This window comes from Chitinophaga sp. Hz27, assembly GCF_042263525.1.
Classification (GTDB): domain Bacteria; phylum Bacteroidota; class Bacteroidia; order Chitinophagales; family Chitinophagaceae; genus Chitinophaga.
Genome location: NZ_JBHKFJ010000002.1, coordinates 166,652 through 180,866, shown reverse-complemented (window position 1 = coordinate 180,866; position 14,215 = coordinate 166,652). Strand labels below are relative to the sequence as shown.

The following is a 14,215-nucleotide window of genomic DNA, read 5'->3' as shown; positions in this document are numbered from 1 at the left end:
GCATTGCTTAAAATAAAAAATGAAGGGAGATGCAGTCCGCATCTCCCTTCATTTTTTATTGAATATAAATAACAAAATAACATCTTTTCAAACTTCAGTTTCTCTATGGTACAGAGACGAACCTAAATGCCTAAAAAGCGATAAAGCCATCAGCTTACGCAAATGGCTTTATCGAACCCTTAAAACAATCAACATGATTCATATCGGGGTCACAACAAAACCGATATGAATTTCTATAATAGTTACCGCCAGGAGTGGCGGTAATGTTACACGAGTTTATTTCTTTAATAACGCTATATCGAGCACTTGGTTCATTTGTCTAACATAATGGAACTTCAGTCCTTTGATATAGTCAGGATTAATTTCATTAATATCCTTTTCATTCTGCCAGCAAAGTATGATCTCACGGATACCGGCACGCTTAGCTGCAAGTATTTTTTCCTTGATACCTCCTACTGGTAACACCTGTCCACGTAACGTAATCTCGCCGGTCATTGCCAGGTAAGACTTCACTTTTCTGCCTGTAAACAGGGAAGTCAGCGCAGTTAGCATGGTGATACCTGCACTAGGACCGTCTTTCGGAACAGCGCCTTCAGGAATATGTATATGAACGCTCTTTTCTCTAAAGACCTTAGGATCAATATTGTAAGTCGCCGCGTTAGATTGAAGCCAGGTCAATGCGGTGATAGCTGATTCCTTCATCACATTACCCAGATTACCGGTCAGCTTCAGCTCTCCTTTACCTTCACTCAAACTACTTTCGATAAAAAGAATATCTCCGCCTACATAAGTCCAGGCAAGACCCACCGTTACTCCCGGAGGATTTCCACCTTTATAGATCTCGTTGCTGTATTTGGATTTACCTAAAACCTTCTCTACAAATTCATTTGAAAGCGAGTCTGGTAAAGCATGCTCTAAAGCCACTTCCTTGGCCAGGTTACGCATAATTGCTGCAAACTGCCTGTCCAGCTCACGCACACCACTTTCACGGGTATAATCTGAAACGATATGCTCTATAACGCTGTTGCTTATACGGAATTTAGTATCCTTCAAACCATGTGCCTCTTTCTGTTTAGGAATGAGGTGACGTTTCGCGATCTCTACTTTCTCTTCAACGGAATAACCACTCAGGTCAATGATTTCGAGCCTGTCGCGCAGTGGCGCAGGAATAGCGCCCAGGTTATTCGCCGTAGCAATAAATAACACTTTGCTCAGGTCATATTCCAGTTCCAGGTAGTTATCATAGAAAGTACTGTTCTGTTCAGGGTCCAGCACTTCCAACATAGCGGAACTAGGATCGCCACGATGATCGTTGGCCAGTTTATCTAATTCATCCAGGATGATAACCGGGTTGGAAGATTTTATCTTGCGGATAGACTGCACGATACGGCCAGGCATAGCACCGATATAGGTTTTACGGTGACCACGGATTTCACTTTCGTCATGAAGGCCTCCCAAACTGAGTCTTACGTATTTACGACCAATAGCATTGGCAATACTGCGACCCAGAGAGGTTTTACCTATACCTGGAGGGCCTACGAAGCATAAGATTGGAGACTTCATGTCGCCTTTCAGTTTCAGTACAGCCAAGTATTCCAGGATACGCTCCTTGATTTTGTCCATACCATAATGATCATTATCCAGCACTTTTTTCGCTTTCTTCAGATCATAGCTATCGGTAGTGTATTCGCCCCAAGGCAGGTCCAGCAGGAGGTCCAGGTGGTTATATACCACGCTGTAATCCGGCGTGCTTGGGTGCATACGTTCCAGTTTCTCAATTCCTTTTGTAAACGCTTCAGCAGCAGCCGCAGGCCATTTTTTATCTTCTGCTTTTCGTTTCATTTCCCTGATCTCACGATCATTGGAGTCACCACCCAATTCTTCCTTGATAGATTTCATCTGCTGTTGCAGGAAATAATCGCGTTGCTGCTTATCCAGGTCAGCTTTGGTTTTGTTGGTGATTTTATTTTTCAGTTCTGCCAGCTGTAATTCTGTCTGCAATAACTTCATCAGCAATTCAGCACGTTGACGCAGGTCATTCGTTTCCAGCAATAACTGTTTGTCTTTTAACTCAGAATTGAGGTTTGAAGACACGAAATGCACGAGAAAAGCGGCATTCTCGATATTTTTCAGAATAATGCTCGCCTCAGAAGGGAGGTTGGGAGATAATTGTATAATCTGCCCTGCCAGGTCCTTGATAGAGGAGATATAGGCATCAAACTCTGTATCATCATCTGCAGATTCATCTTGCAGAATGGAAATTTTTGCTTTGAAATATGGCTCTTCCGTAACAACCTCATCAATTTTAAAGCGCTTACGGCCCTGGATGATGATGGTAGTACCGCCATCCGGCATTTTGATGAGCTTTACTATCCGCGCTACAGTTCCAACTTCACTAAGGTCAGCTACAACCGGATCTTCGATTGTACTGTCTTTTTGCGCTACAACACCGATCATTTTGTCAGTCTTGTAGGCATCGTTTACTGCTTTTATCGATTTGTCCCTGCCTACAGTAATTGGTAAAACCACTCCAGGGAAGAGTACTGTATTTCTTAAAGGTAATAATGCCAATTCATCAGGAATCTTGTCATCCTCTTGCCCCTCGCCGTCTTCACTGAGTGGGATAATAGGCATGAATTCCATTTCATCTTCTGAATTTCCTAAATAAAATCTATTCATCTGAATTATTTAAAGCCACTGAGGACATTCTGTCAGACTCCCCGACTTCAGACGCTCAGTTTAATAGCAGTGGTACATTGTCAAGATTAGTGCCAACTGAAATCCCTGCCAAAAGAAGCGTCTTTATCCGATCTGCATGAACAATATAATGAGATCTTTAACATTTATTTTTTCAAAATGATTAACCAATAGCTGAAAATAAGCTGTCCGATCGTCATATATAAAAAAGCCGGTCACTACATAGTAGTGACCGGCGTCAATGATATTTGTGCAGTTTACCTTCAAATTGGTAATTGTGCTACTCTAATCGTTCGCACGATTAAAGGGTAACACCCACACCCAGCTGGATAGATTGGTTTTTCCAGTTGCTGGTGTTGGTAACACTGCTTACGTTTTTAACATCGTTAAATCCGATAATGTAACGGGCACTGATGTTGATAATTGGCAATTGCAGCCAAAGACCACCCACACCAGAGATTTCGCCGCCTTTGAACGCATTACCTGCTGCGCCAAATACGTCTTTGTTACTTACCAGGGCGCCAAACTGAGGGCCTAACTGGAGTTTCAGACGTGGGGTACCCAGGTCAATATTAGCTAACAATGGAATGCTCAGGTAATTCAACGTGATATTTTTTCCATTGTCCTTCAGATTACCGGTGTTGTAAATCTGACTAAAATCGTCGGTAGTTTTAGTTTTGGTAGAAGAGAAAATAGCTTCTCCCTGTACACCGAAACCTTTTGCAAGATTGAGCTGAACAAAACCACCCAGGTGATAACCGAGGTTAAATCCGTTCTGATACCCTGTACCATCTAATTTACCCAAATTGGCACCACCTTTAACACCCCAGCGGAATATGGATTGTGCGTTAACAGACGAAACGGCTGTTGCAGTCAGCAACACAACAGCAAGCAAGAGTTTTTTCATAAAAACAAGATTAAATGTAATGGTTAAAATATAGACGCTTATGAAATCTTTTACCCCTACGAATAGTTGCGGGGTGACAATTACAAAAGCCGTGCTAAATGTTAAAAAAATCAGAAACTGTAGCTGAGCTTCGCTGTAAAGTAGCTAAGGAGGCCGTTTTCGCCGGTATTAAAAGTTTTGAAAACGGTATAAGATGGAGAGAAACTTACTTTTCCGAAGAGGTAAGAAACATTTACGGTAAGATCGAGCGCCCGCGGTTCAAATGCAGTAATTTGTTTTGCAGAAATATCAAATGGCTTAGGAATAGCGGCTCCAGGTTTGCGTACAACCTTACTGGGCTTGGATGAGCGGGTGAAATACTGGAATCCTTTCAAATTACTGAAATAGTTAGCAGTACCCATCGTTAACGCAAATGATGGGGTCAACAGAATAGCATCTTTAGAGGAAAGTATGCCAGTGAAAATAAAAGGATGCCGGACTGCTGCTATCACATTAAAATCATGCCCTTGTAATGTCTGTCTTGATTTCAACCCGTTACGCATGCCATCCGTTACTGTTTTGCCCCAGCCGTAATCCAGGCTGACACCAGGTTCCAACCACCATTGGCGATAGTAGAAGTAAGCAAAAAGCTCATTATTGATAGGTGAAAGTGGAACATCTGAACTATCTGCAAAAATATATCTGGTGTAAGAGATACCAGTTAATAGCTTATCATTTTTCGTATAGTCGTATCCGGCAGTAAAGTCCCATTCATACCAGGGATCCTGGTAGGCATTAAACAGATAGTATCCGCTTACACTACCATAAAAGCCGCTTTTGTGATAATAGGTAAGTGAAGGAGAAATAAAGGTTTTCATGACGAGAGGCAGCTCATAATTCGGGGTTGGGCTGCCATAAGCCGGATTATTTCCATAACCAACACTTGCCACCAGTTCACTCTTCTCTTTTTTATGCAGCAATGAGTCAAGCTGATGTTCCAGCTCAGCTAAAGTTTGGCCCATTGTCAAATGGCTGCATAACAGTAATAAGAATATAAAGTAAACCCGCATGAAAATGCTTTTTCCAAATATAATGCTCGTGCAATATAACAGATCTGCAGTTATAAGGGCTGGATTATGGGTGAAGAGGCAGTAAGTATAGGTGTACCCCGCTTATTTGTCGATAAATAAGCGGGGCTGGTATTTTAAACAAGGTCAATTACGGTAATTTCTGGCAGTATGCCTACCCTACCCGGATATCCCAGGAAGCCGAAGCCGCGGTTTACATAGAGGAACTGGCTTCCTTTCTTGTATAGTCCGGCCCATTCATTATATATATACTGAGCTGGGCTCCATTTCAGGCCTGGAATTTCCACGCCGAACTGCATACCATGGGTATGACCGGCCAATGTCAGGTCAATATCTGCAAACTCAGGGCGTATCTGTGCGTCCCAGTGGGTAGGATCGTGCGACATTAGTATTTTGAAAGGTATGTCGCTAACACCATCGTAGGCACGTTTCAGATCTCCGTATTTAGGGAATCTTGACATAGCGCTCCAGTTTTCAATTCCCAGGAGTGCTATTTTATCTTCATTACGCTGGAAAACGGTGTTTTCATTCATCATTAATTTCCAGCCAAGGTCGGCATGTACTTTTTTGAGGTGTTCCAGGTTCTGGTGCTGCATGGCGCTGTAGCCATTGGGCTGCTTGTCGGGCCATGGGTAGTAATCGCCGTAATCGTGGTTACCCAGGGTCGAATAAACGCCCATTGGCGCTTTCACCTGGCTGAATACGTCCATCCATTGTTCCATTTCAATGGCACGGTCATTGACCAGATCGCCGGTAAAGAGTACCAGGTCAGCTTTTTGGTCATTGATCATTTTCACGCCTTTCAGTACGGCTTCCCTGTTGGCAAAACTACCTGAATGGATATCCGAAATCTGAACGATACGCATTCCTTTAAAAGAGGCAGGTAAGTTTTTAAAGGTGAGTTTTATTTTATGAACATGATAATTGTATTTATTGGAGAAACCGTATAACAGGGCGCCAAATAGGCTGCCTCCCGCGATCAGTCCCAGTCTGTTGAGGAATTGGGAGCGGGAAAGTCCATTTACTGCTTCTATGGCAACTTCCTTAGGAGCTGAAAATCTGCGTATTACCCAAACAATTGCCCTACGCAAATCGTCTATAAGGAGGAAAACTGCCGCGAGAAGTTTGGCCATTACCAGGCCGATGATGATGGCGAGGACATATGACTTAACGGCATTGGGCCAGTTATGCCATTTAATATAAGGTAAGAGTGCTACCATTGCCACACAGGCGATGGAGAGGACCCAGTAGGTGCTGTAGGTGATATTTCTAACCCTTGGGGTAGACATAAACACCATGGCGCGAACTGCCTGGAAGACATAGATGTCCAGGATTATCATGAATAGGACCAGAATGAAAGAATTAGAGCCAGGGCGCATTATTATAATTTATGTTAATATGACTAATCTAGCAAGATACCCAAATAGTGCTTGTACAAAAAGTTAAATATCATGCAGTTGATATGTAGACGAATAACAAGCAGGTTAATTGTATGTTTTATTTTTTTTCTGAAGAAAAGGAAACCGTTACATTTGGACATGCGAAGCTATTCAGAATTAATCCTTTAACAAGGGGTTATAGGGAGAGTGTGAATAAATTATATATTCCGCGTAGCCTGATTTTTACCTAATCGTTGTATTTTTGTCCGATTGGGGTTACTTTTAATTTTGACAGAATTAATATTGATAGCCAAATTACGTGTGGGGTGACATGATGTTACGCACTGTAATTCATTCAAATAATTAATTTATGAAGTTCACGTTCTACGGACATTCCTGCTTTGCGGTGGAGATCAAGGGTAAGAGCATCTTATTTGATCCTTTTATCAGACATAATGAGTTAGCGAAGAAAGTTGATATTGAGGCCATTAAGGCTGATTACATATTTGTATCGCATGGTCATGAGGACCATACGGCGGATTTGGTGGAACTGGCAAAACGTACAGGCGCAACCGTAGTATCTAACTTCGAGATTGTGACCTGGGCGGGAAAACAGGGACTGGAGAAGCTTCATCCTATGAATACCGGTGGCAAATGGAAGTTCGACTTTGGAACGGTAAAATGTACGGTGGCACAACATTCCAGTGGTTTACCAGACGGCAGTTACGGTGGTAATCCGATGGGATTTGTATTTATTACAGACGAAGGTAATTTTTATTATAGCGGAGATACGGCGCTTACCTATGATATGGAACTGGTTCCATCATTTGCCAAGCTGGATTTTGCCGTATTACCTATCGGGGATAATTTCACGATGGGAGTAGAAGATGCCATTGCTGCAGCAGAAATGATCGAATGTGCAAAAATAATTGGCGTACACTACGATACTTTTGGCTATATTAAGATAGACCATCAGGCTGCCCTGGAACAGTTTAAAGACGCAGGTCTGGAACTCCTGCTGCCTGGAATAGGTGATACTGTTGAGGTTTGAGGAAGAGATGTTGCAACTGATTTTATCCTCTATCCTATAAATAAACCTTGAATTATTAATTAAGACAATGGCAAGAATTATCGCAATCGCTAACCAGAAAGGTGGCGTAGGAAAAACTACAAGTGCAATTAACCTGGCAAGTAGCCTGGCAGTGCTGGAATACAAGACACTGCTGGTGGATGCTGATCCTCAGGCCAACAGCACCACAGGACTCGGCTTTGACCTGCGCAATGTGCAGCAAAGTTTGTATGACTGTATGGTAAACGATGTTCAGGCCAAAGATGTCATACTGGAATCTGATACTCCTAATCTGAGGGTACTCCCCTCTCATATAGACTTGGTTGGCGCCGAACTGGAACTGATCAACCACCCTAACAGGGAACGTGTAATGAAGCAGGTGATTGACAGTGTGCAGGGTGATTATGATTTTGTAATCGTAGATTGTTCTCCATCGCTGGGCCTTATTACGGTGAATGCGTTGGTAGCATCCAATTCCGTAATTATTCCCGTTCAATGCGAGTTTTTTGCATTGGAAGGCTTGGGAAAACTCCTCAATACCATTAAGATCGTACAAAGTCGCCTGAATATAGAACTGGAAATTGAAGGTATACTGATGACCATGTACGATGGCCGTTTACGCCTCAGCAACCAGGTAGTTGATGAAGTGAAACAACATTTTGAAGAGAGTGTCTTTAACACCATTATACACCGTAATACCAAACTGGGAGAAGCACCTAGCTTTGGAAAATCCGTAATTATGTACGACGCAGCCAGCACAGGGGCTATCAATTACCTGAATCTGGCAAAAGAAATTCTGCAGAAACATAATTTCACAAAAATCAAATCTAAAGACAAAATCTTAGCTATAAACGATGACCAATCCAAGTAAGAAAGAAGCGCTGGGTAAGGGCATCCGCTCTTTGCTCCAAAACATTGATACAGATCTGAAGCAAACAGCAGGTGCGTTGGGTGATAAGGTGGTGTCTACTGCCACTGGTATTGAACGTATCCCGTTAGACCAGATAGTGACCAATCCTAAACAGCCCCGCCGTGATTTTGATGAGTTGGCATTACAGGAGCTGAGTCAGTCTATTAAGCTGCATGATATTATCCAACCTATTACGGTTGCGAAAATCAGCAATAAAAAATATCAGCTCATTGCCGGCGAACGCAGATGGAGAGCCAGTAAAATGGCTGATCTGAAAGATATACCCGCGTATGTTCGTCAGGTAAATGATCAGGAACTGCTGGAACTGGCCTTGCTGGAAAACCTTCAGCGTGAAAACCTCAATGCTATTGAGGTGGGACTCAGCTACAAGCGCCTGATGGAAGAATGTTCCCTCACACAGGAACAAGTGGCCGATCGTATGGGCAAAGAAAGAAGTACGGTAACCAACTATATCCGCCTGTTAAAACTGCCGCCAGATATTCAGGTTGCCGTAAGAAATGGCCTGCTTAGCATGGGCCATGCACGCGTAATCACCGGTATCGAAAAAGTAGAAAACCAGTTATTCCTGTTTAATGAAGTCATAAAAGAGGGCCTTTCTGTTCGTCAGACAGAAGAATTGGCTCGTCGTATGGCCCAGGCTACAGAAAAAGGAAACCTGCAGAAAGCAAAAGTTAAACTGCCGCCAGCCTTCCAGAAAATTCAGGATAACCTGGCTTCGCACTTCTCAACGAAAGTTAAACTGGACAGAGACAAAAACGGAAAAGGAAGTATCATGATCGAATTCTATTCAGATGAAGAACTGGATAGCATTCTGGAAAAAATTGACATTTACGGTGGCTAATAAGGCTGGACAGATTCATCATTTTTTGCGTATAACTTTATTCATGTTGCTATGCATGGCAACAGTACCTGTAATGGCTGCTTCCCAGCAGCAGAAAGATACTGTGCCCCCTGCCATCAAATTCACCTCCGATACTACTATCAAGGTGAGTAGAACAGATAGCACGGCACATGCTAAGCATTTAGATAGCATTATCCTTGCAGATAAACTGGGAGAACCTAAAATTCACAGTCCACGCAAGGCTGCCCTCTACTCCGCTGTACTCCCGGGCTTAGGCCAGGCCTACAACAAAGAATACTGGAAAATTCCGCTCGTATATGCAGCCATCGGTACCTGTACCGGCTTTTTCATTTTCAACATGAAAGAGTATAAGCGTTACCGTGATGCATATCGTATCCGTATACTCAACAACCCGGATATACACGACGAATTTGAAACCATCTACCCACGTACTTATCCTGCAGATGCTATCAAGGTAATCAGGGATCAGTACCGATCGTATGTGGACTACTCTGTATTGTTTTTCGTATTGTCATATGGATTGAATATCGTGGATGCTACCGTGTTTGCACACCTCCGCTCCTTTGATATCTCAGATGATCTTTCGTTCAGAGTATCGCCAACCATTATTAATAATCGCACATTAGGCATAGGTGTTAATATCTCCATAGGAGGTAAAAAGAACAGACAAGGCTTGTTTTATGCAGGTCGCTAAACACCGCCATCAACATAAAAAACCGAATTAAGGGTTATGAAAATTGCACTGATCGGATATGGCAAAATGGGTAAAGCCATTGATGCCATTGCTACCGCTAAAGGTCACGAAGTTATTCTCCGCATTGATATCAGCCATAAACATCTGTTGGACAAGGAACACCTGAGCCAGGCAGATGTAGCTATCGAATTCACAACCCCGGAAACGGCCTTCGATAATATCCTCAAATGCTTTGAAGCAAATGTTCCTGTAGTTAGCGGTACCACCGGATGGCTGGAAAAATTGCCAGAAATCGAAGCAATCTGCAAAAAAGAAGGAAAAGCATTCCTGCACGCAACAAATTTCAGCATCGGTGTAAATATCTTCTTTGAAGTAAATAAACGTCTGGCGCAGCTGATGGCTGGCCAAACACAATATGATGTATGGATGGAAGAAATTCACCATACCCAGAAGAAAGATAGTCCCAGCGGAACCGCTATCACACTGGCAGAGCAGCTACTGCACTCAGTGACCCGTAAGAAAGAATGGATCAACGAAGAAAGCAGAAACCCTGATCAACTGCCGATCATCTCCAAACGTATTGATCCGGCACCAGGTACGCATACCATTACATATACTTCTCCTATCGATGATATCAGTATCACGCATACTGCACATTCCAGAGAAGGTTTTGCTGCTGGCGCCGTAACAGCAGCGGAATGGCTGAAAGGCAAATCCGGTGTGTTTACCATGAAGGATGTATTGAACCTCTAAAATGATCACGCTGCATAAAGCCTCCTTTTGCAGGTTTTGGCAGGTATCTATGGCAAAATGTCAAAAAAACGCAGGAACAACTTATATTTGTTAGGTAAAATAATGTTCGCTGCCACCAAAGCACATCCAGGGGGGATGCAAAACAGACGATATGTTATCTAAAAAAACACAATACGCTTTTCACGCATTAATTTACCTGGCCGAGAATGTAGACAAAGGACCTATCCTTATCTCTGAAATAGCACAGGAAAAGAATATATCTATCAAATTCCTTGAAAATATTCTGCTGGAGCTCAAAAACTCTGGTATACTGGGTAGTAAAAAAGGAAAAGGTGGTGGCTATTATCTGATGAAGCCACCTAAAGAAATCGCACTGGCAAGGATCATACGCTTGCTGGACGGTCCTATTGCTTTGCTGCCTTGCGTGAGTCTGAACTACTACGAACGTTGCGAAAACTGTCGCGATGAAGCCATTTGTGGTTTAAATGAAGTGATGGGAAAAGTGAGAGACTCCGCACTGAAAATTCTGGAAAACAAGACATTGAAAGATATTCTCACAAGGAATAGCTAAGTCAAAGATCCTTAAGATGTTAAAAAGCTCCTGTCTCGGCAGGGGCTTTTTCTTTATATGCCTCCCCATATTTCTGCTCAAATCCCTCATTACTGCAAGCCTGTTGCCACTCTGACTTCAACCTGTCAAAATATTTTTGCTTTTTACCTATTTAGTCTATCTTTTTTATAGGTTTTATGTATTTTTGTATACCCGCTGGAGTAATTTCAACTGCAGAAGGGCTGGCACAAGGGCATTTCACTATAAGGAAGTTATACATGACAGACATTACCACCGCGCTGGACAACAAGTCAGTAGGGGAAGGCATCAGGCTGTTGACGGAGCTTTATCCGGGAGCAGTAGCATTTTCCACCTCTTTTGGCCAGGAAGACCAGGTAATTGCAGATATTATCTGGAAAAATAATTTACCCGTGCGGGTATTCACCTTGGATACAGGGCGACTGTTCCAGGAAACTTATGACCTCATCGACCTGACGATGGCACGTTACAAGCAGCCGATAGACGTGTATTTCCCAGAAACAGCAGCTGTAGAGCAATTGCTGAAGGCAAAAGGTCCGAATAGCTTTTATGAATCAGTAGACAACAGAAAAGAGTGTTGTGCCATCCGTAAAGTGGTTCCGCTGAACCGCGCCCTTCAAGGAGTGAAGGTCTGGATAACAGGGCTTCGTGCCGAACAATCGGACAACCGTCATGATATGAGAGCAATCGAGTGGGATGAAAATAAGCAGTTGTATAAATACAATCCATTGATCCACTGGCCATACGAGAAAATGATAAATTATCTGAATGAAAATAAAATTCCTTACAATAAATTGCATGATAAAGGATTTGTCAGCATCGGCTGTGCCCCATGTACCCGTGCAATTGAACCAGGCGAGCATCCGCGTGCAGGCCGCTGGTGGTGGGAAGTTTCTCATAAGGAATGTGGCCTCCATGGCTAATCTTCAGCATAACGCACCTAATCAATTACCATAACTTCAACTAATTTATATAGTCCATGACGAATCAGATCAATTGGGAATTTCCTCAGGCACTGGAAGATGAAGCCATTTATATTCTTCGTGAAACCGCTGCCCAGTTTGAAAAACCCGTGTTGCTTTTCTCCGGTGGGAAGGACTCCATCACGCTGGTACGTTTAGCCCAAAAAGCTTTCTATCCGGGCAAAATACCTTTTCCTTTATTGCATGTAGATACTGGTCATAATTTCCCGGAGACAATTGAATTCCGCGACTGGCTGGTAAATACCCTGGGGCTGGATATCATTGTCCGCAACGTACAGGATAGCATTGATCAGGGAAAAGTACAGGAAGAAACAGGTAAATACGCCAGCCGTAATGCCCTGCAAACCGTTACCCTGCTGGATGCCATCGAAGAAGGTAAATTTGATGCTTGTATCGGAGGCGCCCGCCGTGATGAAGAAAAAGCACGTGCCAAAGAAAGAATTTTCTCCGTAAGAGATGAATTTGGTCAATGGAACGCTAAAATGCAACGTCCTGAACTGTTTGATATCCTCAACGGAAGAATTAATATAGGCGAAAACGTTAGGGTATTCCCAATCTCCAACTGGACAGAGCTGGACGTTTGGAATTATATCCGTAGAGAAAATCTTCGTATTCCATCCATCTACTATGCACATGAGCGCGAAATCATTGAAAGAGACGGGCTTTACTGGCCATACTCTCCTTTCCTGAATACAAGCGCTGATGAAGTACCTTATCGTCAGAAAGTACGTTTCCGTACCGTTGGTGATATGACTTGTACCGCAGCCGTACTTTCTGAAGCAGATAAACTGGAAGATATCATCGCTGAAATTATGGAAGCCAAAATCTCTGAAAGAGGCGCCCGTATTGATGATAAACGCTCCGAAGCTGCTATGGAAAAACGTAAGCAGGCTGGTTATTTTTAATCAACAAGCAACAAATCCTCTCTGGGTTTGCCACAGATGGAAATACATTCCCGCGCCTCGCGCGGAAAACAACTACAGTAGCCAGACTGCTGTCCCAAAACACAATAACAAATGGAAGTATTACGTATAGCCACCTCCGGTAGTGTAGATGATGGAAAAAGTACGCTCATAGGACGTCTTCTCTATGATACCAACTCTATCCCACAGGATAAAATGGAAGCATTACATGCAGCCAGCAAAAGAAAAGGCCTCGACTTCACCGATCTCTCTCTCCTGACAGATGGATTGGTAGCAGAACGCGAGCAAGGTATCACCATCGATGTGGCACATATCTACTTTTCTACTCCTACCCGAAAATATATCATTGCCGATACTCCCGGACATATAGAATATACCCGTAACATGGTTACAGGAGCTTCCAATGCACAGGTATCGCTGATCCTGATAGATGCCCGCAAAGGCATTGTGGAACAGACTTTCCGTCACTTTTTTATCGCTAACCTGCTGCGTATTCCTTACCTGGTAGTTTGCGTTAATAAAATGGACCTGGTAGATTATAACGAAGCGCGTTTTAATCAGATAACCGAAGAATTCCAGCAACTGCTGGCCAATGCGGCCTTCAAAGGCCAGGAAGTGAAATTCATTCCGGTGTCGTCTCTGTATGGCGAAAACGTTGCCACCAGTAATGGAGCAATCAGCTGGTACCAGGGTCCTACCCTACTGGATTACCTGGAGCAGGTACAGTTTGATCATGCAGACAGTGTGCATCCTGCCCGCTTCCCGATACAGAGCGTGATTCGTCCAAGAACAACTGAACATCATGATTTCCGTGGTTTTGCCGGCAAAGTTGTCAGTGGACATTTCCGTGTAGGCGACGAAGTTATATCTCTACCTTCTGGTCAGCGTAGCAAAATTAAAACCATTGAGCAGTTTGAAAAACAACTGGATACTGCACATGCCAGAGAAAGCGTAGTAATAACATTGGAAGGTGAAATCGACAGCAGTCGTGGTAATATGCTGGTAAAACCAGATCAGCAACCACAACAATTGAAGGAAATCACTGCACAGGTTTGCTGGATGGACGCACAGCCGCTGACACCAGGTAAAACCTATTTACTACAGCATGGTGTAAACCGTGTGAAGGCTAAGGTGCAGCAGATCAATTTTGTAGTAGATGTAACCAATTATGAGCAAATTGAAGGGAAAACCTCTATGGGCTTAAATGATATCGGTAAAATCACTATTAAAACGGCTTCGCCGGTGTTAGCTGATTCTTATAGTGTGAATCCAGCTAATGGTGCGTTCATTTTGATAGATGAGTTTAATAATACTACTGTTGCAGTGGGTTTTATTGAATAACAGCCTTCTGCAATAGTTTA

13 protein-coding genes are annotated in these 14,215 nt (G+C 43.1%); 9 read left to right on the top strand and 4 right to left on the bottom strand.

All coding sequences use genetic code 11. From position 1 onward, the window contains the following. Positions 1-276 precede the first annotated feature (276 nt). The 4 genes from lon to ACE38W_RS04620 all read right to left on the bottom strand — a co-directional run bounded on the left by lon (position 277) and on the right by ACE38W_RS04620 (position 6,011). Positions 277-2,679, bottom strand: coding sequence for an endopeptidase La (gene lon / locus ACE38W_RS04635; RefSeq protein ID WP_375829084.1), 2,403 nt, complete (start codon positions 2,677-2,679; stop codon positions 277-279). Between the two features lie 319 nt (positions 2,680-2,998). Then, positions 2,999-3,604 (bottom strand): porin family protein, encoded by a 606-nt coding sequence (locus ACE38W_RS04630; RefSeq protein ID WP_375829083.1) that lies wholly within the window; start codon positions 3,602-3,604, stop codon positions 2,999-3,001. Between the two features lie 110 nt (positions 3,605-3,714). Further along, positions 3,715-4,605, bottom strand: coding sequence for a hypothetical protein (locus tag ACE38W_RS04625; RefSeq protein ID WP_375829081.1), 891 nt, complete (start codon positions 4,603-4,605; stop codon positions 3,715-3,717). A 182-nt stretch (positions 4,606-4,787) separates the two neighbouring features. Beyond that, positions 4,788-6,011, bottom strand: coding sequence for a metallophosphoesterase (locus tag ACE38W_RS04620; RefSeq protein ID WP_375829080.1), 1,224 nt, complete (start codon positions 6,009-6,011; stop codon positions 4,788-4,790). 409 nt (positions 6,012-6,420) lie between these two features. On the opposite strand from ACE38W_RS04620, the gene ACE38W_RS04615 reads away from it, so the two are divergent. The 9 genes from ACE38W_RS04615 (at position 6,421) to ACE38W_RS04575 (ending at position 14,195) form a co-directional block, all read left to right on the top strand. After that, positions 6,421-7,101: a metal-dependent hydrolase gene (locus ACE38W_RS04615; RefSeq protein WP_375829079.1), complete on the top strand. Its 681-nt coding sequence runs from the start codon at positions 6,421-6,423 to the stop codon at positions 7,099-7,101. Between the two features lie 67 nt (positions 7,102-7,168). Beyond that, positions 7,169-7,990, top strand: coding sequence for a ParA family protein (locus ACE38W_RS04610; RefSeq protein ID WP_375829078.1), 822 nt, complete (start codon positions 7,169-7,171; stop codon positions 7,988-7,990). Beyond that, entirely contained in the window at positions 7,974-8,891 is a 918-nt protein-coding gene (locus ACE38W_RS04605; protein ID WP_375829076.1) for a ParB/RepB/Spo0J family partition protein, read from the top strand. The genes ACE38W_RS04610 and ACE38W_RS04605 overlap by 17 nt, the downstream gene beginning before the upstream one ends. Next, entirely contained in the window at positions 8,842-9,606 is a 765-nt protein-coding gene (locus ACE38W_RS04600) for a DUF5683 domain-containing protein (RefSeq protein WP_375829075.1), read from the top strand. The genes ACE38W_RS04605 and ACE38W_RS04600 overlap by 50 nt, the downstream gene beginning before the upstream one ends. A gap of 36 nt (positions 9,607-9,642) precedes the next feature. Beyond that, positions 9,643-10,359 (top strand): 4-hydroxy-tetrahydrodipicolinate reductase, encoded by a 717-nt coding sequence (dapB, locus tag ACE38W_RS04595; protein WP_375829074.1) that lies wholly within the window; start codon positions 9,643-9,645, stop codon positions 10,357-10,359. Positions 10,360-10,510: 151 nt separating this feature from the next. After that, on the top strand, positions 10,511-10,930 hold the full coding sequence (locus ACE38W_RS04590) for an RrF2 family transcriptional regulator (RefSeq protein ID WP_375829073.1): 420 nt from the start codon (positions 10,511-10,513) through the stop codon (positions 10,928-10,930). Positions 10,931-11,187: 257 nt separating this feature from the next. Further along, positions 11,188-11,871 (top strand): phosphoadenylyl-sulfate reductase, encoded by a 684-nt coding sequence (locus tag ACE38W_RS04585; RefSeq protein ID WP_375829072.1) that lies wholly within the window; start codon positions 11,188-11,190, stop codon positions 11,869-11,871. Positions 11,872-11,927: 56 nt separating this feature from the next. Beyond that, complete coding sequence (gene cysD / locus ACE38W_RS04580) at positions 11,928-12,836, top strand: sulfate adenylyltransferase subunit CysD (RefSeq protein ID WP_375829071.1); 909 nt, start codon at positions 11,928-11,930, stop codon at positions 12,834-12,836. A 111-nt stretch (positions 12,837-12,947) separates the two neighbouring features. Beyond that, entirely contained in the window at positions 12,948-14,195 is a 1,248-nt protein-coding gene (locus ACE38W_RS04575) for a sulfate adenylyltransferase subunit 1 (protein WP_375829069.1), read from the top strand. The last annotated feature ends 20 nt before the right edge of the window (positions 14,196-14,215 follow it).